17 protein-coding genes are annotated in these 22298 nt (G+C 66.1%); 8 read left to right on the top strand and 9 right to left on the bottom strand.

Annotated features, from left to right (window positions below; all coding sequences use genetic code 11):
- The coding region (gene mobF / locus ACTIAO_RS02285; RefSeq protein WP_441904699.1) for a MobF family relaxase at positions 1-738 on the bottom strand (738 nt) is incomplete at its 3' end.
- A gap of 153 nt (positions 739-891) precedes the next feature.
- Between mobF and ACTIAO_RS02280 the strand changes: the two genes are divergently transcribed.
- The 3 genes from ACTIAO_RS02280 to ACTIAO_RS02270 all read left to right on the top strand — a co-directional run bounded on the left by ACTIAO_RS02280 (position 892) and on the right by ACTIAO_RS02270 (position 10188).
- The gene (locus ACTIAO_RS02280; RefSeq protein ID WP_087129785.1) at positions 892-3945 is read left to right on the top strand and encodes a hypothetical protein; all 3054 of its coding nucleotides are present in this window, start codon (positions 892-894) and stop codon (positions 3943-3945) included.
- Between the two features lie 1032 nt (positions 3946-4977).
- Positions 4978-5592 carry a hypothetical protein gene (locus ACTIAO_RS02275; RefSeq protein WP_087054401.1) on the top strand — a complete coding sequence of 205 codons (615 nt, stop codon included), beginning with the start codon at positions 4978-4980 and terminating at the stop codon, positions 5590-5592.
- 78 nt (positions 5593-5670) lie between these two features.
- Positions 5671-10188, top strand: a complete 4518-nt coding sequence (locus ACTIAO_RS02270) for a choice-of-anchor M domain-containing protein (protein ID WP_441904698.1) — start codon at positions 5671-5673, stop codon at positions 10186-10188.
- A gap of 207 nt (positions 10189-10395) precedes the next feature.
- Here the strand turns inward: ACTIAO_RS02270 and ACTIAO_RS02265 are convergent, their stop codons facing one another.
- Complete coding sequence (locus ACTIAO_RS02265) at positions 10396-11070, bottom strand: response regulator (protein WP_441904697.1); 675 nt, start codon at positions 11068-11070, stop codon at positions 10396-10398.
- Positions 11067-11921: a sensor histidine kinase gene (locus ACTIAO_RS02260; protein ID WP_441904696.1), complete on the bottom strand. Its 855-nt coding sequence runs from the start codon at positions 11919-11921 to the stop codon at positions 11067-11069. The genes ACTIAO_RS02265 and ACTIAO_RS02260 overlap by 4 nt, the downstream gene beginning before the upstream one ends.
- A 121-nt stretch (positions 11922-12042) precedes the next feature.
- Between ACTIAO_RS02260 and ACTIAO_RS02255 the strand changes: the two genes are divergently transcribed.
- From ACTIAO_RS02255 to ACTIAO_RS02245, 3 genes are read left to right on the top strand one after another with little or no spacing between them, the layout of a single operon-like run.
- Positions 12043-12756 carry an ABC transporter ATP-binding protein gene (locus ACTIAO_RS02255; RefSeq protein ID WP_441904695.1) on the top strand — a complete coding sequence of 238 codons (714 nt, stop codon included), beginning with the start codon at positions 12043-12045 and terminating at the stop codon, positions 12754-12756.
- Positions 12753-13547: an ABC transporter permease gene (locus ACTIAO_RS02250; protein ID WP_441904694.1), complete on the top strand. Its 795-nt coding sequence runs from the start codon at positions 12753-12755 to the stop codon at positions 13545-13547. Before ACTIAO_RS02255 ends, ACTIAO_RS02250 begins: the two co-directional genes overlap by 4 nt.
- 7 nt (positions 13548-13554) lie before the next feature.
- Entirely contained in the window at positions 13555-14271 is a 717-nt protein-coding gene (locus ACTIAO_RS02245; protein ID WP_441904693.1) for a hypothetical protein, read from the top strand.
- Here the strand turns inward: ACTIAO_RS02245 and secA2 are convergent.
- From secA2 to ACTIAO_RS02225, 4 genes are all read right to left on the bottom strand, one after another.
- A complete protein-coding gene (gene secA2 / locus ACTIAO_RS02240; protein WP_441904692.1) occupies positions 14252-16555 on the bottom strand; it encodes an accessory Sec system translocase SecA2 in 2304 nt (767 codons plus the stop codon). The two genes, ACTIAO_RS02245 and secA2, sit on opposite strands and share 20 nt — an antisense overlap.
- 242 nt (positions 16556-16797) lie before the next feature.
- Complete coding sequence (locus ACTIAO_RS02235) at positions 16798-17217, bottom strand: hypothetical protein (protein WP_441904691.1); 420 nt, start codon at positions 17215-17217, stop codon at positions 16798-16800.
- Positions 17214-17831, bottom strand: coding sequence for a hypothetical protein (locus tag ACTIAO_RS02230; protein WP_441904690.1), 618 nt, complete (start codon positions 17829-17831; stop codon positions 17214-17216). Before ACTIAO_RS02230 ends, ACTIAO_RS02235 begins: the two co-directional genes overlap by 4 nt.
- Before the next feature lie 196 nt (positions 17832-18027).
- The gene (locus ACTIAO_RS02225) at positions 18028-18591 is read right to left on the bottom strand and encodes a helix-turn-helix domain-containing protein (protein ID WP_087129771.1); all 564 of its coding nucleotides are present in this window, start codon (positions 18589-18591) and stop codon (positions 18028-18030) included.
- Positions 18592-18671: 80 nt separating this feature from the next.
- Between ACTIAO_RS02225 and ACTIAO_RS02220 the strand changes: the two genes are divergently transcribed.
- Together ACTIAO_RS02220 and ACTIAO_RS02215 are read left to right on the top strand one after the other, a co-directional pair.
- Positions 18672-19628: an NAD(P)/FAD-dependent oxidoreductase gene (locus tag ACTIAO_RS02220; protein ID WP_441904689.1), complete on the top strand. Its 957-nt coding sequence runs from the start codon at positions 18672-18674 to the stop codon at positions 19626-19628.
- A gap of 110 nt (positions 19629-19738) precedes the next feature.
- The gene (locus tag ACTIAO_RS02215; protein ID WP_256971471.1) at positions 19739-20125 is read left to right on the top strand and encodes a GTP-binding protein; all 387 of its coding nucleotides are present in this window, start codon (positions 19739-19741) and stop codon (positions 20123-20125) included.
- A 27-nt stretch (positions 20126-20152) separates the two neighbouring features.
- Here ACTIAO_RS02215 and ACTIAO_RS02210 read toward each other — a convergent pair whose 3' ends face one another.
- Positions 20153-21148 (bottom strand): arsenic resistance protein, encoded by a 996-nt coding sequence (locus ACTIAO_RS02210; RefSeq protein ID WP_441904688.1) that lies wholly within the window; start codon positions 21146-21148, stop codon positions 20153-20155.
- Positions 21142-22260, bottom strand: a complete 1119-nt coding sequence (locus ACTIAO_RS02205; protein ID WP_441904687.1) for an NAD(P)/FAD-dependent oxidoreductase — start codon at positions 22258-22260, stop codon at positions 21142-21144. Before ACTIAO_RS02205 ends, ACTIAO_RS02210 begins: the two co-directional genes overlap by 7 nt.
- Positions 22261-22298 lie beyond the last annotated feature (38 nt).

Genomic DNA, 22298 nt, shown 5'->3' with positions numbered 1-22298 from the left:
CATGGGGCGCCCGTCGATGGCCCGCCACTTACCGTCGTGGACGCCCTGGACCCGGTTCGCGATCACGACATGGGTGTGCAGTTGCGGTTCGTTGGAGCGGGAGTCGTAGTGGTCGAACGCGGTGGCGAGGATCCCGGTCACCTCAACCTGCGCGAGCCCGTCGTGCCCGATCCGTGTCATGGCCACGTCGCGTTCCAACAGGGCGAGGACTTCTTTCATCGCCTCGTGGTGTGCGTTCACGATCATCGCCTGGGTGCCGCCATCCGCGACCGCCCACCACACGCTGACGGATTTTGGTACGGAGAAGGTGTAGTCATACCCGGCGACCGGGCGGCGCTGCGGGCGGGCCTTCTCTTCGGCCTCGATCTGCGCGACCTCCTGGTGTCGGGTTTCGTCGGTCAGCTCGGAGGGCAGTGCATCGACGCGGCGGGACACGCGTTCCCGGTAGCTGAGGAAGGTGCGGTATGCGGAGCCCAGATGCTCCCCTGTTGTGGGGTGGCGTCCCTGTCCGAGCAGGAGCCGGAGCTGTTCCTCGGTCACCTCAGCGCCCGCACTGATCGCCTCCGCTTCCAGGCCGGGGAGTGCGGAGCCGGTCCAGAACCCGGGCGGGCTTCCTTTCTCGAGATAGTAGCGGGTCAGCGGTTCTGCGAGGTCCCGGTTGCCGTCGCCGGCGACGACACTTTTGAGCAGATACCGGTACCCGTCCCCAGCAGACATCACCCGCATCGACACCGTCACACAGAGAAGGTGCACTGCACGTCCACGCAGAGAAGGTGCACCGCACCTCGCCCCGAGTCCGCGCGGTGGACGAGGCGGGGCACCTCCACCTGATGGCTGTTGCGCCGTCACGGATGCGGGGCAGGTCGTCTCGCGCAGACACAGGAGGAACGGATGAGCACCACACGGCTCGAAGACGCGACCTTACGCAATAGTCCACGTGAAAGCCCGCCCGGATTCGGTGGTCTCGCCCGGTGGGTCGCGATGCTGATCTCCGGGCTGCTCCTTGCCCTCACGATCGGGATCGGCACTGCCCCCGCCGCACACGCAGCCACCATCGGACCCGGGTTCGGATCCGTTGACGATGTGGGCATCTTGGGCTCGTACATCGGCCCCGATGGCACACAGGTGTACTGCATGGATCTGGGTGCCCCCGGCCCGTGGGGTAACACGACCGGTCCGGTCACCGTTTCCGACTTGGAGTCGCAGAGCGGGTCCCGCCTCACCGAAACGGATCTGGCGAAGCTGAACTATGTGATGGCGAAATGGGGGCAGTCTGGTGACCCGCATGTGACCGCCGCAATCCAACTGTTCGTCTGGTCGATTGCCGATCCTGTCCACTACAACCAGCACGGCATGTCCGGGGACGACTACTACATCACCCGCGCCCCCGCAGCGAACCGGCCCCAGATCCTCGCGAACCTCGCTCAGATGCGAGCAGAAGCCAACGCGAACCATGCGGTGAACCCACAGGTTGCGCTGTCGATCACGATGACCGATCAGTACGCGGGAACTCTCACGGTGTCTGCTTCCCCGGCGAGCCTGTCGGGCACGGTCACGCTGACGAACGCCGTGTTCGCCGACGGGCAGAGCAGCCGGACGCTTGGTCCGGGCAGCTTCCCGATCACCGGCACCCCCGTCGACGGAGTCCCCTCCTACCAGATCGAAGCCGCAGCGAGCGTTCCCAGCAGTGGCCTGGGCGCACGCGTGAACCTGTACGACACGCCAGGTTCGCAGCGGCTGCTGGGCGGTGCGTCACCGATGGGACTCGACGCGCACGCGCAGTCCCCTGTGATAGAGCTCGACTTCCAGCCCACCATCACCACCCAGGTGTCCTCCCGGTTCGTCGCAGAAGGTGACACCTTCCGCGACCAGGTCACCGTGGGCGTATCCAAGGGAACCTGGATCCACCTGGACGGGAAGCCGATCCCAGTCGTAACGACCGGAACCCTGTATGGTCCGTTCGATGAGCAGCCCACTGAAGCCGACACCGCGCCGACCGGAGCACCCATCGCCGGCGTCGTGGAACTGGAGTTGACCGGCACCGGAAGCTATGCGGCGCCGGAGACGATCACCGCGACCGAGTCCGGGTTCTACACGTGGGTATGGCAGATCGACAAGCGCGCACAAGGGGACGTCGCGAAGTACCTCACGGACTCGTTCACCGACCGGTTCGGGCAAGTCGCCGAGACCAGCATCGTTCCCTTCCAGCCCATCGCGGCCTCCAAAGCGAACCAACGTCTCGTCGTACCCGGCGACGCGGTCACCGACACGATCACCGTGTCCTCCAGCAACGGGGTCTGGCTGAAGATAGACGGCGAGTACGTGCCGGTCATGTTCGAAGGCACCGCCTATCAGGTGCCCGGCACGCTGCCGCCGATGCAGGCGCCCGCCATCGACCCTGCAGCCGTACCAGTGGGGACAGTGACGGTCACCGCAACCGGCCCCGGCACGTATACCTCTCCCGAGGTCGTGTTACCGAACGCCGGGTTCGTGACCTGGGTGTGGCAGATGCGTCTCGCCTCCCAGTCTGACGGTGTGCGCGACTACATCGCCTCCGACTGGGCCGACGAGTACGGCATCCCGGTCGAGTCGACCAGTGTCCGCCATCCGGTCGAGATCACCAGTCAGCTGCGCGAGTACAACGTCCACGACGGTGGCCGCGCGTTCGACACGATCGTCACCTCGGGGTTCCCCGCCAACCACCCCGACTTCACCGGCGACGGATACTGGGGCCCCGATGCGAAAGAGGTCACCCACACGGTCTACGGGCCGTTCGCCACAGACACCGTCCTGACCGACGACCTCGACCTCACAGACCAGCCTGAGTTGACCAGCATCATCACCCCAGCGCGCAACGGCGTCTACCAGATCGGGTACACCGATGAGGACCGGATCACGCCGACGAAGCCGGGTTACTACGTGATCGTCAGCACGTTCGAAGGCGACGACCGCGTCCAGCCGTTCCAGTCCTCCCCCGCTGACGTTCGCGAACGCTTCTACGTCCCCGAGACCCCCGCAGCCGAACTTCCGGTGACGGTAATCACGCAGGCGGCCCCTGCCGCGCTCGTCGGCGAACCCTTCCAAGACACCGCCCTCGTCCAAGGCACCGTCCCAGAAGGAGCGTCTCTCGTGTTCCGCGCCTACGGTCCCCAGCCCGAAGGCGAGACCCCGGTATGTGATGTGGAACCGTTCTTCACCAGCCAGCAGATTCCAGTTCCCCAGGCCGGCGTCTACTACTCGGGCAACACTGCAGCGCAGTCGGCAGGAAACGTGTATTGGGTGGAGACTCTCTACGACGTCGACGGTGAGGTGCTGTCAGAAGGGAAATGTGGCGCGCCAGGTGAGGCTACTGTCGTGACCAATGGCGAGGAGCTGAAGGTGACTACCAAGGCAGTCCCGAACGTTGTACTCGGAAACCCGGCACACGACATCGCTATCGTCACCGGCCCTATTCCCGAGGGCACCAGCCTGGTGTTCGAGGCATACCAGCAGGACGGTGACGAACCGGTCTGCGATGCCGAGAATCGCGTCTTCGACACCCTCGAGAACCCGATCGCCGTGACAAGGCCAGGCGAATACCGTTCAGCGGAGGTGGTGTTCGAAAAGATCGGCACCTACTACTGGATCGAGACACTCCTGAACGCGGAGGGTGAGAGCATCCACCGAGGCATCTGCGGTGCCCCCGGGGAGACCACCACGGTTTCCGAAGTCCAGATAACGCCGAACTATCCAGACACGGAAGCTCCGCCCAGCGAACTTGCCCAGACCGGCGCGAACGGATGGCTGATCGGCCTTGGCGCGTACGGAGCGCTCGCGCTTCTGGCCAGTGGCGGAGCGCTCCTGTTCGGCCGCCGCCTTGCCAAGCGACGCGAGGCCGCCGGATTCGTGAGAGAGGAGGACGGTGGAGAGGAGATCGTGACGCTCGAGGAACTGCTCGACCAGTAGCAGCTCGACCGAAGTTGGCGGGTGGGTGGCGAAAGCCGTCCGCCCGCCTTCGCGCATCACTGACCGACGAATCTCAAACATCGCTACCATCCGCGGCTGAGGGAGCGGCTGTCTTCCGGGCATGTCCATCATCGAAGCGAGGGCGCGCGCTACGCCGGTCCTCTTCTGGATCGGTGCCGCCGTCGCGATCGGTCTGGACGATCGCGCTGCCGGTCACGCCGACACGGCGTGCGCGGTGATCCGTCCGCCTTCAGCAGGCTGCGCCGGCGATGCGCGCCCACCACCAGCAATCATATGGACCATCTTGGTGCGGGCGGCAGTCGGGGCCTCCCGCCCGCTAAGTCGGCGAGCCGGTGGGGCGCGCCCAGACGGAGCAGTCATCGTTGCGGCGATCGGCGTCGCCGGGTACGCGGCGACTCCACATCTTTGCGGACAGCCAGCGACATCGTGAGCACATCCATGTCACACAACGCCTCGTAAGTGGCGCGCAAACAGGTTCGGCCCTCCTACCCGGCCGTCCGCATCTTGTGAGGCCCCGCACAGCGAGCACGCTTGTTGGTCCAGATAGAACCCGGAGGGGATGCGTATTGACGGAACTCTCAGCATTCACCTATGTTTGTATTTGATAACGCTTCTCAATAAGGATTGAATCCTTCTACCTTGGACGGGCGCGAACATGGCGAACCGCACCAGCACCACCACGGTGCCGCAGAGTGCGCCCACGTCAAGACTCTGCACAGTCTGCCGAGTCGCCGACAAACGCCGACACTCGCCTACGGAGGATCATCACTGCGCCACGGGCATCGCATGCTCCTGCGGGTGCCACGATCAAGAGTCGGAGCGCCTCATCATCGGCGAGCGGACGTGGGTTCGCGTATTACTGGCCTCTCGGTTCCTGGCTGCCATCCTCCGAGAACGCGGCCCGCCTGCGGAAGACTCCGCCTGACACCTCACCGGGCTGACAGCCCGATTCATGTGCACGACAGATCGTTGCACTGGCAAATCACACTTCAATCCTCAATTAGGAGCATCATGTCCCATCACACCCTTGACTCTCCCGTCAAGCAGCCCTCACCCAAGGTCGGTAATTTCGTCCGCCGCGCCGCGCTCACCGTCGGCGCGCTTTTCGCGTCAGCTGCTCTCGCGATCGGCGGGGCTTCGGCCGCACAAGCGGCGACGATCAACATCACAAATGGCCACAATGACATCCTGAAGATCGAGACAATCAGCGGAAGTAACGTACCTGGATCAGAACGATCAGATGGTTCGTTCCATAGCTGGCCGCTGGCCGACGATTACGTCTACCAGTTCAGCACGGCGAATGCCGGCGTCAGTTGCTCGGGCGGAGTGTACACGATCAGCAACGTCAACTCGAGCACTTCCCCTGATGTCGGCTTCGACAATTCCACTGGCACCAACTACAGCGTTGCGTTGGTGACCACAGGGGGCACGGTCTCGTTCGCCAGCACGTCATTCAGCATCGCCTCGGGCGGCCTTGAAACGTTGCCGAGCAACACCCATGTCCACGGCACGTGGACTCTGACGGCTGACGATGGGGACTGCGGCGGCGACTCGTTCGGGCTCAACTTCCTGATCCCAGGCGCAGGAAGCGCAGGCACTCAGGCGTTCACCTTCACGATCAGCTAAACGACCATCTCCGCATCGTGTGGGGTCACCAGACGGGTAACCCCACACGATGCTTCATGTCTCAATCGATGAGGAAGCATGACCAAGAATGACACGATAGCCCGCACAACACCCGGTACGAACCGTCGGAGTTGGAAAGCCCTTCGAATCGGAGCTGGCTTCCTTGCGGCCGTGCTCGCGAGCAGCCTGATCGCACCTTCAGCATTCGCTGCGACACCAGAGGAGTCCAATCAGGTCTATCTGGTCGCCGGGGTCAGCATGCTCGACGGCAAGTGGTGGGCCAACCCTGTTCCGGCGCCGGTCTTGGGCCTCAACGACGTGCAGCTCCGAGTGCCCACAGCCGCAACACGGAACGTACCCGAAGCCGAAGAGTTCTCATGGCTCGGGGCAAGCGGCGAGATCCGCTGGAACACGTCGGGCAACGGCTACTCATCCCAGCCTGACGAAGCGCTGTTCGTCATAGACACAGATCCGTCCTTTGGTGACACCACGCTCGATCCGGGAGACCCCGCGATCAAGTTCACGCTCTCGAACGTCGTCGCGCCCGGAACCTTCATGCTCTACGACGTGCCTGCCCGCGCCGAAGGCGAACCCGGTCCCGAAGCGCCGGGGGACCTCTTCCGCTGGGGCACCGGCCAGCAGCGCGATGGCACACCGCAAGAGATCGACACCACCTTTGAGCTGCCCAAACAACAGACACCGACTGAGGCAGCGTTCGGCGCTTCGGGCATGTATTGCTTCGATATGACGGCTGCCGCATCTCTTGCCGACGGAACGGACGTATCCGACACCAGCACCGTTCGCATCGCGGTCGGCGACCAGGTTCCTGCCGACGCCGAATGCGGCATGGCCACAGGAGAAGTACCGGAGCTACCCACGGCAAAGATCATCCCGGACGCCCCTTCGACACCGGTTGCGACAGCAGAGAACGGCACGGTGACAGTGAGCTGGGAGGCCCCTGGCGACGACGGCGGCGACCCGATCACCGGATACACCGTCACGCTTCGCGACCCCAACCGTGAGACCTTCACTGCCGAAGTCGATGGAAATACCCTCACCGCCGTGTTCGAGGAAGTTCCTGCCGGGAACTACCGGGCAAGTGTCGTCGCGACGAACGCGAATGGCGACTCCGAGGCCTCCAGCTGGTCCGCGGGCGTCACAGTGGGCGAACCGGTCCGAGTGGTCGATGACGGGCACATCGATGCGATCGGAACGCAGGTCGACACCGACGAGGCGACAGGCGATCTGTCGCTCGCACTGCGCGCCCACCACGATGACTTCGGCTGGTTGGAATGGGACGATTTCGTGCTGTACTCCGACGACAAAGCACAGATCACACTGCCCGAAGAGTTCACGAGTGACAACGACTGGTCCTTCCTCACGAATGAGCCCGGCACCACTGTGTGGGAGTCTCCGATCGGTCAGGAGCAGGGACTGCCCTGGGTCGGGCTGAGCACCGAGCACGAGAGCATGCGCGAACACGCGACCGGTCTGGTCGGAATCCGGATCGAAGGCGTCACCGGCGCAGACGGTCGTGACGCTCCCGGCGAATTCGCCCTGACCAGGTCTCCCCAGGTCACGGTCAATGGCGCCGCCCTCCTCGCCAGCACTCGGGAGACGCTCCCGAACGGGTTCATGGCCCAGGTCGGACAGCACAGCCACTTTGGCTGGTACTTCACTCGGCCGGGAGTGTACTGCGTCGCCATCGCCGTCGACACCGTGCTCGACGACGGATCACGGCACACCGACCGTGGCCTGCTGACCCATGTGATCGGCAACCAAATCGACCCCGCCGACGTGACCCCGTGCGGCGCATCCACCGACTACCCCGAAATCTCCATGCCCGACAGCGTGCCAGCGGAGGGAGATACCCCGTACGTCTTCGACCAGGGCTTCGGCAACCTCTCGCTGAACTCTGACACTGGTGGCCTGACCACAACCCTGCTCCAAAACTCGAGTTATCGCAATGAGACCCCGGAGAGCCACGGACTTGAAGACGTGATCTTCCGGGGGGCGCAGATCGAGAGAAATGGCCGACAATATCACGACGGAAACTACATCGTCGGGGCGACCTCCTACTGGGACTCGGCTCGAGACGAGGTACCGATTCTAAGGTGGAACACTTTCGGACTGCCCCAGCAGGATTTCGACGGGGATGTCACCTGGAGCATCGCCCATTTCGCGGGACCAGGGGACCTCTCCGTCGACCTGTCTGGACAAGGAGTGATCTTCGACACGAGTGCCGACATCACCGAAACAATGCTGTGGACACAGAGCGGTCTGCAAGATACGCAATGGGAGGTCACCGCACCCGGCAGGTACTGCGTCGACATGAGCTGGACAGTGCAGTCGAAGAAACACGGGGAAATGACACATGATCAGAGCATCACGATCGTGGCCGTTGACGACGGTTTCGAGCATGAAGCGGGCATCTTGACACAAACGTGCACTGATGGTGCGGATGCGACCGAACCTGGTGATAGCGACAGCGAACCGGAGCCCGATCCTGGTGACAACGAGGAGCCGTGGAATGTGCCGAACTGGTCGGAGACCGAGTCGGGCACGAAGATCCTGAATCGCGGACACGTCGATGTCGCCTCCCTCGTAGAGGACGGCAAGCTCGACACGACGATCAAGGACACGACAACAGAGGGCGCCGAAGCAGGCCGCGAGAACGGTTGGGTGTCGTGGCACGAGCCTGAGGATGTCGTATTTCAGTTGCTTCCCACAGCGGAGCGCCAGATACCCGCTCGAGAGGCATACGGGTTCCTCGGTGAGCCGGGGCAGCAGTTCTGGCTGGCTCCCGAAACGCAAGATCCCTCGATTCTGTGGCCGGGATGGTCGACCGACCACATCCCGGTCGGCACCCTCGAGGATGGCGTGGATTGGAGACTGACCGGGATGGACGGCCCGGGCGAGTTCTTCATCTACACCACGGACCCGGAGAGCATGACCGGCGAGCAGCTCGTGTGGTTCAACACCGCCGACGGTATCGACGAGAAGGATGTCTTACCGATCGGTGCTCGGAACCATGTACACGGGAACTGGGCGTTCACCGCCGAGGGCGTGTACTGCATCGCGTTCGAACGCACCGCGAACCTCGCGGACGGCACCGCAGTGTCCGATCCGTTCACCCTCGCAATCGCTGTCGGCAAAGTTGACCCGACCGTTGTAGACCCGGCGAACTGCGAGGCGAGCGAGCCGGTGGCCACGGTGCCGGACGCGCCCGCGAAGCCCGATGCCAGCGCCGCTGGCGATGCGGTGACCGTGTCCTGGACGGCGCCCGTCAATGGAGGCTCTGCGATCACGGGATACACGGTGCAGTTACTGGGTGGCGAGCGGCCGCTCGTGAAGGAGGCTCTGGCCGATGCGACGAAGATCGAGTTCGAGGGCGTGCCCGCGGGCACGTACACGGCAACCGTGGTCGCGGTGAATGAGATCGGCACGTCACCTGCCTCGATAGCCTCGGATGCGGTCACGGTGACGGACACCACGGTTCCTGATGCGACCGCGCCCAATGCCCCAGCAGCGCCCACTGCGACCGTCGATGGCACCGCGGTGACGATCGAATGGGCCGCTCCTGAAGATGGTGGCGCTCCGATCACGGGATATCGGGTTGAGCTGACCGGTGGTGACGTGCCCGTGGTGCGTGAGGTTGTCGCGGAGGCGACGTCGGTCGGGTTCGGGAACCTCTCCCCTGGCACCTACACGGCGACTCTGGTCGCGATCAACCAAATGGGTGAGTCTGAGAAGTCGGCCCCGTCGAACAGGGTTCGCGTGGCCTCGGTCCCGGATCCGCGTCCAGAAGCGACAGCGCCGGAGACCCCGGCAACGCCAATTGCGACCGTGGATGGGTCGACCGTGACCGTGTCGTGGATGGCACCTGCTGATGGGGGTTCTCCGATCACCGGATACACGGTCGCCCTGACCGGCACGACGGGCGCCCCGATCGTGCAGGAGCTCGGCGCCGAGACGACGACGGCGACATTCGCGCGGGCTCCTGCCGGGACGTACACCGCGACGGTCATGGCGGTGAATGCGAAGGGCACCTCGGAGGCGTCACCAACGTCGAACGAGGTGACCGTGCAGCGGTCTGGCAGCAGCGGGCCGGGAGAGGAGCCTGACGATCAAGTGTCGCCGGTGCCGGACTCGGAGTTGACGGATGCAACCCGTGGCGGGGTGGAGGTGCCCGAGGCCGCGAGCCGTGGTTCGCTGATCACTGTCCGGGTTGGTGCCACGTATGCGGGTGAGCAGGTGCGGGTGTGGTTGCACTCGAACCCGGTGCTGCTCGGCACCGTCACGCTCGACGCGGGAGGCAACACCAGGGTCACGATCCCGGCGGATGCTGCGCTGGGCGATCACAAGATCGCGGTGCAGGATCTCAACGGGTCGCTGATCGGGTGGGACAACCTCAAGATCGGCATCGCATCGCAGGTGGGGCCGAATGGCGAGTGGCTTGCCACGACTGGCGTTGACGGGGACCTGGTGTTCCCTCTGACTGCTGGGGCCGTGATCCTGCTACTGATGGGAGCTGTGGCCCTTGTCGGTACGGCCAAGCGCCGCCGAGAGGTCGTCGCCGGTTCGATCCGACGCTGAGTACCGTCGAAGGCCCGGGGTGAGCGCGGCGTATTGGAGACGTCGGCGCTCCCTCGGGTCTTCGGCACGGCGATTCCCCCGGTGGTGCTGTAGATCTCGGTGCTGAGTGTCACACCGTGATCGCGGGTTGGTCACGGACACAGCAGATGATCCGTCCAGCGTGCCCGCCGCTTGCACGCATCGGGAGAGTGGCGATGATCTCGTGGTTCAGGCGGGGGTGATGAGGCCGGTCTCGTAGGCGGTGATGACGAGGTGGGTGCGGTCGCGGGCGTGGAGTTTGGCGAGGAGGTTGCCGATGTGGGTCTTGACGGTCTTGATCGAGATGGTGAGCGAGGCGGCGATCTCGTCGTTGGACAGTCCGCGGGCGACGAGGGCGAGTACCTCGGTCTCCCGTTCGGTCAGACCGTTCAGTCGTCGCGCTGGCGTTGCGGGGATGCTGGTGTAGTGCTCGATGAGCCTGGTCAGGATCGCCGGGGCGAACAGAGACTCGCCGCTGTGGGTGCGACGGATCGCGTCAAGGAGTTGATCGGGACGGGCGTCCTTCAGGAGGAAGCCGCTCGCCCCGGCACGCAATGCACCGTAGACGTACTCGTCCAGCTCGAACATGCTGAGCACGAGCACCCGGCACCCAGAAAGGGTGGGGTCGGCGGTGATGGTACGGGTCGCCTCGATGCCATCGCCGCGGGGCATGCGGATGTCCATGAGAATTACGTCGGGGACGAGCTCACGGGCAAGTCGGGAGGCGTTCTCACCTGTGCCCGCTTCCCCGACGACGGCGAGGTCGGTGGTGCCGTCGATGAGGATGGCTAGGCTGTGCCGGAGTAGGGCTTGGTCGTCCGCGATCAGCACACGAACGACGGGCGAGCTCGGTGTTGAGGTCATGGCCGCACCACGTCGGGGATACGGGCAGTGACACGGAACCCGTGTTCGTTGGGGTGGCCTTGGAGGTCGCCGCCGAGGATGGTGACGCGTTCGCGTAGCCCGTCAAGGCCATGCCCTGCTCCGGGGTGCGGCTGCCACGATCCGCGCGGCCCGGCATCCTGCACGTCCACGACGATGGATTCCCCGTCGCGCCGGACCGTGACGCGAGCGTGGGTAGGGCCTGCATGTCGGATCGTGTTGTGCAGAGTCTCGCGGACGACGGCGCAGATCGTGAGTTGCACGCCTGGTGACACGTCGCCCAGTTCCTGGGCGTTGACGATGGTAGTGATGCCCGCAGCGGTCGCCTCCTGGACTATCGAGGGGAGGTCGTCGAGGGTGTCGGCGGGGTGGAGCGGCGCTGTTTCAGGGTCGCGCAGTACGGTGAGCATGCGGCGCAGTTCGGTGGTTGTTTCGCGGCTGACCTGTTCGATGTCGGTGAGCGCGTCGGCGCGTTCGCTCTCCCCGTCCGGGCCGGTGAGGGTGCGGGCGACTGCGGCGCGGACAGTGATGAGTCCGAGGCCGTGAGAGACGAGGTCGTGCAGGTCGGCGGCTATTCTCAGTCGCTCGGCGTGAGTCGCCCGCTCGCTTGCCCATGCCGCCAGGTCCTCCTCGTAGCGTCGGCGCTGACGTCGGGTGCGATCGAACGCCCAACCGATCACCGACACAGCCACCCCGGCGGCGACCGCGACCGCCGCCCATGCCGACGCCGGACGATCGACCCCCACGATCGAGAGCAGGCCAGCAAGTACGGCAAGGAGCACGGCAGCGACGAGCCAGGCGCGGGAGCGCCACATCGGCCGGTCGGTGTCCATCGACCCAGTCTAGATTCCGGCCCACACACAAACATCGGTCCTGGGTCTGAGAGACCTGGGACCGAGCACGACCCTGCCCCGGTCCGATGACTTCGCGGAGGAAACCTGTTGGCATGAAGGGATGTTGACAATCGACGGCCTCACCAAACGCCACGGCTCACGGACCGTAGTCTCCGACGTGTCCTTCCGCGCACTCTCCGGCCGGGTAACCGGGTTCCTTGGCCCGAACGGGGCGGGCAAGTCTTCAACGCTGCGCGTCCTGCTCGGCCTCGACCATCCCGCCGCAGGCGCAGCCCTGATCGACGGGCAGCTGTACCGGAACCTGCGCGACCCGCTGCGCACGGTCGGGTCGATGCTCGACGGCTCCGGCGCGCACCCCTCCCGCACCGCCCGCAACCACCTGGCCTGGATCGCGCGCAGCAACGGCATCCCCCCGCATCGCGTGAACGCCGTGCTCGAACAGGTCGGCCTCGAAAGCTCAGCCCGCACCCGCGTCGGCAAGTTCTCCCTCGGCATGGGCCAACGCCTCGGCATCGCCGCCGCACTGCTGGGCGAACCCGCAGCTCTGGTGCTGGACGAGCCGGTCAACGGGCTGGACCCCGAGGGCATCCGATGGATACGCGGACTGCTCCGCGGCCACGCGGACGGCGGCGGCACCGTCCTGCTGTCGAGCCATCTGATGAGCGAGGTCGCCGAGATCGCCGACGACCTCGTCGTCATCACCGACGGCCGCATCGTGAAAGCCGGTCCGGTCGCGGAGGTCACCGCCGGATACGCGACTCTGGAAGACGCGTTCTTCGGACTCACCGGCGGCGCGGCAGGACAGGACCGATGAGCCTCCTCCGCACGATCCTCGCAGAACTGCGCAAGACCGCGACCCTCCCCGGGGCATGGGCCGGGATGGCCGTGGCGGTGCTCGGGTCAGTTGCGCTCACGATCCTCAACGCGGTCACCGTCCGTGGCGCCGTCACCTCGGGGCAGCCGGAACGGGTCGCGGACACCTCGCCGTTCGAAACCGCGTTCGCGATGATGCCGCTGGGAACCGTCGGCGCTGTCGTGATCGGCGTCGTCGCGATGAGCAGCGAATACACCGCCGCCCGCACCGATGCCGGCGGCGGCAGGCAGATCACCACCACCCTCACCGCCATCCCCGGCCGGCTGCGACTGCTGACCGCCAAGGCACTGTCCGTGATCGTGCTCGTCACGGCGATTGCGATCGTCGCGGTGCCGCTCAGCGTTGTCGTCGCGAACGTGATCATCGGTGATGCCGGAACAGAGATCGTGTCGATCGATCACGCGGTCCGGCGCTGGGCCGGCGGTGCCCTCTACTGGACGCTCACGGGCCTCATCGCGTTCGCGATCACCGTGCTCGCCCGCAGCGGCATCATCCCGCTCATCATCCTCATCGCCAACAGCTCGGTCGTGTCGTTCTCACTGCTGCTGACCAACCTCACACCGCTCGCCCATTGGCTTCCCGATATGGCCGGCCGCAACCTCTTCGGCTTCCCCGAGGACTCCGTCGTCCCCGGCGGCCTCGAACCCATCCCCGGCGCGATCGTCATGGGCTGCTGGACCCTCGCCCTGCTGATCGTCGCGGGCGTCGTGTTCCGACGCAGGGACGCATGAGATCACCATGACGCTCGCGCGCATCACCTCAGCGGAAGCGGTCAAGCTCCGCACCCTCCCCGTCGTCACGGCCAGCGTGCTGGGAACCATCGTCACCGCGATCGTGCTCGCGGCGGCGATCGCGGCATCCTCCACCGTTCCGATCAGCGCCGTGCAGGTGACCCTCGCGACGGTCCCGTTCCTCCAGATCGGGATCATCCTGCTCGGTGTGCTCGCCGTCGCCACCGAGTACCAGGGCAGCCAGATCCGCACCACGCTCACCGCGACACCCCGTCGACTGAGCCTCCTTGCGGGCAAGAGCCTCGCCTTCCTCGTCACCGCGATCGTCGCCAGCGGCATCGCGGTCGGCGCAGGCTGGGTCACGGCCGCGATCACCCTGTCCGTTCGCCAACTCGCCGCCACAAGCGACGTGGGCATGCGGCCGACCGCCGGGGCAGCGGTCTACCTCGTCCTGATCGGGGCGCTCGCGTTCGCCCTGACCGTCCTGCTCCGCTCGCTCATCCCACCCCTGGTGACGATGCTCAGCCTCGTCCTCATCGTCTCCCCCCTCGCAGGCAGCCTCACCGAACACGCACGCTGGCTCCCGGACAAGGCCGGAAGCCTCCTCTACCTCACCGACACCGACCCCGTACTCACCGCCGCAACCGGCACACTCATCCTCCTCGCATGGATCGCTGCGGCAGGCATCGCCGCGAGCGCAACCTTCACCCGGCGCTACGGATGAGCTTGACGACCCTGCCCATGAAGCGGCTGCCGGCACTACCGAAGGGATTGTCCGTGGCCATGTAGGTCCAGGTCGCTGACGGTCGGCGCAGGCCCAGGTACTCGGGGTCGCGGCCGATGTCGTCCGGGCTGAGGGTTTCGATGAAATCGGCGGTGTCACGGTAGACGGCATCGAAGAAGCCGTGGAACTCGCGCAGGGCGATGCGATGGAACTCGTCGGTCGGCTGCTGACCGGCGAGTGCACGGAGGTGGATACCGTCACGGACTTCCTGGAGCAACGCGAGGTGCGCGATCCACTGCTCATCGAGGTAGTGCAGCGCGACCGCCCGTACGGTGGTGGCGACGGCGGCCCGGCCGCGCACGTTCTCGAGTGCCGTGAGCTTCGCGGATGTCAGCTCCCGCAGTCGCGGTACGGCGACGTGGCCGTCGATGACCTGCTGGCGGTGGTCGAGGACGGTTTCGCGTTGCGCGGCGATCGCACGACTGTAGGTCCAGGTAAGACGGTGCTGCAGGGTGCGGGCCCGTTCCGCGGCGGCCTGGCACGCGTCGACCATCCGGCGCCGTTCGGCCTGTGAGAGGGATTCGCCCTGGCGGACGATCTGGGCACGCATCCTCGGCGTCATGTGTATCTGGAGGAGGTCGTCTTCGACACTGACGACGGTGTGGCTGGTTCCGGGGTCTCCCTGTCTGCCCGCTCGACCGCGGAGCTGAGCGTCCAGCCGCCGGGAAGGGTAGCGGGCCGTTGCGATGACGGCCAGGCCTCCGGCGGCGACCACGCGGTCCCTGTCGTGTTCGTCTGATCCTCCGAGGCGGATGTCCGTGCCGCGGCCGGACAACTGCGTCGAGATCGTCACGGCCGCGTGCTCGCCGGCGCGGGCGACGATGCCTGCTTCTTCGGCGTCGTTCTTCGCGTTGAGCACACGAGCGTCGATCCCGACGTCACGCAGCCGCGCGCCGAGCTCTTCGGACTCGGCCACGCTCTGCGTCCCCACGAGCACGGGCTGCCCCCGGTGGTGCCGGGCAGCGACCTCATGCAGGATCGCCCGGTTCTTCTCGGGTTCGGTCAGGAGCACGGTGTCGGGTTCATCGACACGCCTGTTCGGTTCGTGCCGCCCCACCCGGCCGGTGGGCAGTTCGTAGAACTCCAGGAGTTCTTCCGCGACGGCGACGACGGTTCCGCTCATGCCGGAGCGGAGTTCGTAGCGCAGCAGCAGGTCTTGGAGAGTGATCGTGTCGAGGATCACGCCGGGGGCCGAGACCGGCAGGTGCTCTTTCGCTTCGAGGGCCGCGTGCAACCCGTCCGGCCAGCGCTGCAGATGCGCGATGCGGCCGCGAGTGGTGTTGACGAGCTTGATCGTCCCGTCGGTGACGAGGTAGTCCACGTCCCGGTGCAGCAGCACACGCGCGTGCAACGCGAGATTGATGCGCGTGAGCGTGGCGATGTGCTCCGCGTCGTAGAGATTGATCCCGCCCAGGCGCGCCTCGCTCCGGTCCAGCCCCGCGTCGGTGAGCGTCACGGTCGCCTGATCCGGATCGACCGCGAAGTCGTCCACGGGTATCAACTGTTCCACCAGCGCGGTCGCCTCACCGAACTCATCCGCCTGATCATCCGAGGTGCCCGCGAGGACGAGGGGGACCATCGCCTCGTCGATCATCACCGCATCCGCCTCGTCCACGATCACGACGTCGAACACCGGATCGACCCGCTCGGCGGGTGTGACCGCGAAACGATCACGCAGCACGTCGAAGCCGATCTCGCTCACGGGCGCGTAGACGACATCGCAAGCGTACGCGCGACGCCGCTCCTCAGCAGACGTATGCTGTCCGACCCAGGCCACGCTCACTCCGAGCGAGGCGAAGAACGCGCCCATCCAGGTAGCATCCCGCTCCGCGAGATAGTCGTTCACCGAGAGCACATGCACCCGCCGCCCCGCGGCCGCGTGACCAGCGGCGGCCAGCGCGCCCACCAGCGTCTTGCCCTCCCCGGTGTCCATCTCCACACCGTGCCCCGACAGCAGCGCACAGCACGCGATCAGTTGCTCATCGAAGGCCCGCAGGCCGACCGTGCGCGACGCCGCCTCCCGCACCAGGGCCAGCAATCGCCCTGTCGCCGGATGCGCCGGAAGCCCGCGGGCCTCTATCCGAAGCTGATCGCGCAGCGCGGCGGCGTCGAGCGTCCGCGCTTCGTCCGCGAGCAGACCCGCAGCACGCACTACGGAGTGGTAGCGACGGAAGGACACCGCGCCGGGCAGGCCGAGCATCCTCGACAGCCACACCGGAATCATCGCTCTCCCGCTCGCGTACTCACCGATGCCAACCAGCCCGCTTTCGTGAGCTCATTCACGTGGTGATACACCTGACCGCTCATGCTTCATGGCCGCGACAGCCCGCTCCACCGCCGACAACCGAGCCCCGAAGTCACCATCCACGCCCATGAGCACGAGTTTACGTTGGAGCGCAACTGTCCCGATGCGCGAGAAGAAGCGGTGTGTGACCCCCGTTGATGGGTGCCCCCACCCCACTGGGCTCAATCCGACGTCGCGAGCGAGTCAAGATAGTGCTGGACAGCTTGTCGTTCACTGCCAGTTAAGGACTCATCAGCGAAGCTGATCACAATCCAGTTCGACTGATAGGCGCTAGGAGATCTCTCGGCGAATTCGTAGGCATCCTCGCGAGATGAGAACTTGAAAATCTCAGCATGATCGGCGCTGTAGGCCTGAACACAACCCGATTTGCCCACGCACAGTTGGCTTGTATCTTCGCGCATACCCTCAAGCGCAACTACCTCTGTCCCACTGCGTGCCAGATCGGCCAGATTGATGTCCTGACGGGTATCTCGCGACACGAGCGTGACGACTGCGACGATCAAGAAGATCAGCAGCGCCGTACCCGCAAGCGAGGCTGCGATCGCCCAGCCGAGACGTCTGGATCGCTTAGCGGCACTCATCTTCTGTATTTTACGGCCAGTTGCACTTGGGGTAAGCCCCACCCAAAGTGTCTTATCAGCGACGACAAGGCCAGAACCAGCTCCGCGTCATCACAGAGAACACCACCGACGCCCGAGCCCAGTTCATCGACGCGGTAGAGCGTGACCGCGCCGACCATGGCCTGGCCAACGCCACCGAACAGAAAGTGCACGGCCTCGTTGACTACCGCCCCGTGCGGCTCGTCAACGCCGAGATGGCAGCACCCACCACGCAAGCCGAGCACACGAAATAGCAGGCACCCCTGTGGCAGCGGGTCACCGACGCGCTCACCGACCTGCGCGCGCAGCAGCGCGACGAACGCAACCGGGCACGCCAGGCGACCTTCGAAGAGAACAGCGGAATCGTGCAGCAGAACCACGCAGTCACGGCCGTTCTCGGCCTGGCGGTCGGCATCCTGACGCGCTCCAGCGCCGCAGCGCTCGGGATCGTCGTTGCGACGATACTCGTGTTCCCGGCCCTGTCCCAGAATCTGCCGGCGACCGCCGCGGACTTCATCGCAAGATTCTGGCCGAGCATCGCCGGCAGCCGGATCATGACGGTCGTACCCGACCCCGGCCATGCTTCCGCCGCTCACGGGATTCATCGTCTTCTACCTCACCGTGCTCGTAACCACGCTCGCTGCATTCATCACGTTCCGACGGCGAGACATCTGACGACCGAAACCGCCCAGGCGAGCGCTACGCCCCGTTACTCCGCTCCAAATTGTGAACGAGTCTCCCTCGGTGCGATTGGCTCCGAAGCCCGTCCGGCTGCCGATCAGCCGGTGGCGTTCAGTTGGTGGCTGCGCCGATGCGGGTGTGGATGCGGGCACCGGCGTCGTTGAAGATGCTGAGCACCTGAGCGGGCTTCCCACCGGCCGCGGTCATGGCGTGCGGCGTACGGGTGTCGAACTCGGCTGCCTCGCCGCGGGTGAGAAGGAGGTCCTGCTCGCCGAGCCGGAGCCGAAGGCGACCGCTGAGGACGTAGACCCATTCGTAGCCGTCGTGTATACGCAGTTCCGGGAGGGTACGCACGGGCGGGTAGGTGATCTTGTAGGTGTGGATGGGCGAGCCCTCCGGGGCGAGCGGGGCGATGATCAGCCCGTCGCGGCGGATCACGGGGCGCCGCACCCGAGGATCCGGTGAATCAGGGTTGACAAGGTCGTCGATGCGCACGCCGAGCTGCCGGGTCAGCGGCAGCAATAGCTCGAGACTCGCCTGCCGTTTGCCTGACTCCAGCCGCGACAGGGTGCTTGCCGACATTCCTGCCCGAGAGGCCAGCTCGTCCAAGGTCCATCCCCGTGATTGTCGCGCCGCACGCAATCGCAGACCCAGCTGGGTCAGCTCCTCCTTCATTCATCCTCCTCAAAGACAGGACTTGCCATTTTCGCAAATGTCCTTGCACATTCTGCCACGATTGCTCTGAACTGAATCCTATGAATGCTGCGACTTCCTCCCCTGTCTGGGATGCGATTGTGGTCGGCGGTGGTGCCGCAGGGCTGTCCGCCGCGCTCCTGCTCGGGCGGGCGCGCCGGCGCGTGCTGGTGATCGATGCGGGCAGTCCTCGCAACCGGTTCGCCGCCCACATGCACGGCGTCCTCGGCAACGAGGGCACACCGCCTGCGGAGCTGTTGCGGAAGGGGCGTGCCGAGGTCGCCGCGTACGGCATCGAGTTCCTCGACGGCACCGTGCAGAATGTGGAGGCGGCAGACTCGGGTCTTGCGATCGTGCTCTCGACCGGGCGGGCCCAGCGGGCGCGGGCGCTCGTCGTGGCGAGCGGGATCGTCGACGAGCTTCCCGATGTCCCAGGCCTGGCGCCGCGGTGGGGCACATCTGTGCTGCACTGCCCCTATTGCCATGGCTGGGAGGTCCGCGACCAGCGCCTGGGAGTGCTGGCGACTTCGCCGATGGGGCTGCATCAGACGCAGCTCGTGCGCCAGTGGAGCGATCGAGTCGTCCTCTTCGCGGCCGGGCTCGGAACGCTCGATCCCGTCGCCGAGCAGCGGATGCGCGCTCGAGGCGTGGAGGTGGTGGCGTCGCCGGTGGTCGAGATTCTCGGCGAGGACGACCGCATCACTGGTGTGCGCACGGGTGACGGACGGATGGTCGAGGTGGATGCGGTGTTCACCACGGGTGCGCCGCGCCCGAACGACGGGTTCCTCACAGGTCTCGGCCTCTCCCGCACCGACTCGCCCTTCGGCCTCGGGTCCTTCCTCAGCGTCGATCAGGCCGGGAAGACCAGCCACGATCAAGTCTGGGCGATCGGAAACGTCGTGAACCCGGCCGCGAACGTCCCGATGGCGATCGGCGCGGGAGCCTTCGCCGGTGGAGCGGTCAACGGCGCGCTCGTCGAAGAGGACTTCGACCTCGCCCGGGCAGCAGCCGATGGCTGAACAGACAACAGTCCGGAACTCTGGGGAACCCCACTGCCCGGCCGTGGGTCGGCCCCGGTCCGACACGGTCGGCGGCACGGCGAACCCTCGCGGCTATCGATCCCGCGCTCGTGTTCGACACCGCCGTCGACGATGACCCGGTCGACGAGCTGCCATTGGCGCGGCTCCTCCGTGAGGACGCGCACGGACACGACGATCATGAGCACGCTCGGGCTGTGTCTGTGGCTTTGCCTGGACCGGTGTGCCCGTCGGCGCTGATCGATCTGCTCGAGGACCCGCCGCCCGGCGCCTACCGGGTCAAGGGGCGGGTGAGCGTCCTCGGTCCGCGGGCGGATCGCGGGTACGTCGTCAACCTCGTCGGCCACATGATTCGCATCGCCCCGTTGCCGGACCCGCCGCCTGTCGGCGAGCTCGTCGTGATCGGCGTCGACCTCGACCAGGATGCCGCACAGCGGCGGGCTCGGCACCATCGCCGCCGCGCCCGCCGAGCGACCTGATGCATCCGGACTGCGGCGGCTGCACCGCTATCGCAGGCTGAGCGATTGAGCGTCGGTTCTCGGCTCCTCAGTTGGTTGACGGCTGCGGAGGAGGTGGGTCAGGGCGGTGAGGTGGGGGAACTCGATGAGCATGCCGAGGATGATCGCCGCGTAGATCACGGGCTGGTCCGGGAGGGCGACCACCGTGACAGCGAGCGTGAGCGGGGCGTTGCGCGCGGAGGTCGTCATCGTCAGCACGGCGTGCTCCGGGTACTCGAGCCGAACCGCCCGAGCCACGGCTTCGCCGACGAGGAACGTCACGGCAAAGAACAGGAACACCACCAGCAGCACCCAGGCGAACGAGCGGGGATCGGTGAGGATCGTTCCAATGTTCCCGGCGAAGATCGCCAGGATGACGGCTGTGATCACGAATGGCATCGCTTGGTCCACCGCTGCCACGAGCCGGTGGCGTCGGGCCTGCGGCACGGTCAGTCCTACCAGGAAGCGCAAGCCCAGGCCCGCCGCCGCAGGCAGGACGAACCAGGTCAGCAGGGCCGGGCCGGCGGCACCGAACATCGCATCGATATGGCGACCGGCAAAAAGCGCCAGCCACACCGGGTACAGCGCGAGCTGCAGGATCATCTGCACGGGGATGAGGGCGGCGCCGGTGGTCGTGTCGCCTCCAGCGAGGCGGGTGAACCCAAGGAACCAGTCGGTGCACGGTGCCAGGCAGTAGACGAGCACTCCGAGCCGCAGTGCGTCGCCGGGCAGCAGCGCGGTGAGGACGAGCGCGATCAGCGGGATGGCGAGGAAGTTCATTCCGACCGCCAGTAGCACTGTGCGCGGCACCCGACGCAGGGCGTGCACGCCGTCCAGACGGAGCGTGAAGAACGACGCGGCGACCAGCAGCAGGATCAGCAGGTCGGCAAGCCCGCCGACCGCGCTGCCTGCCGCGGGGGCGAACAGGCCGAGCAGGCTGCCGGTGAGGATCGCGGTGAGGAACAGGACCGCGGTGAACCCGGTGCGCTGCAGGGCGGTCAGCATGCGCACTCCACCCCGCAGCAGGACAGGTCGTCGGTGAGCATGCCGGCATCCCGCCACGCCTCCAGCGCCCCGGTGTCTTTTCCCGCCCGTTCGCCGATGACACCGGCGATGTGGGCGAAACGCTGGCGGAACTTGTACACGAAACAGAATTTCAGCCCGCCGTGCCGGATCGCCGGCCCCGACAGGAACACCCCGGGCACGACGGTGGACTGGTCGTCCTCGTCCAACTCCGGCCACCCGTCGGGACGCGCAGCGAACAGGTGCCCGACCGGGCCGAGGCCGGGGCCGAATCCGGTCGCGGCGATCGGCGGGGCGGTGCTCGGCAGCGACAGGCCATCACTGAACCGGACGGTGAAGCCCTCTCCGGCCGGTTTGACGCGGACAGCCCGGGCATCCACGAGCCGCAGCCGCCCGGTTGCCATGGCGTCGCTGAGGCGCATCCGGGATCGAGGGGCGAGGCGAAACGATGGGTCAGACCCGGTCTGCGCATCCCAGGGATGGTCGTCGTCGACGACGGTCACGGTCGCGCCGGCGGCGACGTGGTGACAGGCGATGTCGATTCCGGACTCGTACCCACCGATGACCACCAGCTCACCGGGTCGCTCCTCCCAGGCCTCCGTGCTGCTGGAATGGACCGTGAGCGCGGCGCCCGGGATGCGGGGGGAAAGCGGATGCGCGAACTCGCCGCCTGCCCACACGAGAGAACGTGCGAGCACCGGGCCTCGGGCGGAGAACACCTCGAACCCGTCGATGTGCTGCTGCACCACCTCGACCTCGGCCTCATCCATCACGGGGATACGGAAGTGTTTCACGACGCTGCGCAGGTACTTCGCGTACTGCGAGCCCGTCGGGTAGTCGGTTCCGAGGCTGAACGCGGGCGAGGTCTCCGGGTGGATCGCGTTCAGATCGGTCGCACCGAACCCGTTGCCGGTGAAAGACGGAGTGAGGAAGCTCTGCCGCGCCGGCCAGTCCAGGAACGTCTGCCCGATCCGACCGCGCTCCAGAACGCCGAAGGTCAGCCCATCCACGGCAGCCAGAGCCAGGGCAGACCCAATGCCCGCAGGGCCTGCGCCGATGACGAGTGCGTCGAGGACAGGGGAAGAGGAAGTCACGAGTGCTTTCGCTTTCTAGACGCATACACGCCATTTGA

Origin of the sequence: Microbacterium sp. (assembly GCF_052099035.1) — a bacterium.
Lineage (GTDB): Bacteria > Actinomycetota > Actinomycetes > Actinomycetales > Microbacteriaceae > Microbacterium.
The sequence above is the reverse complement of the archived record's forward strand: the minus strand, read 5'-3'. Positions and strand labels throughout refer to the sequence as shown.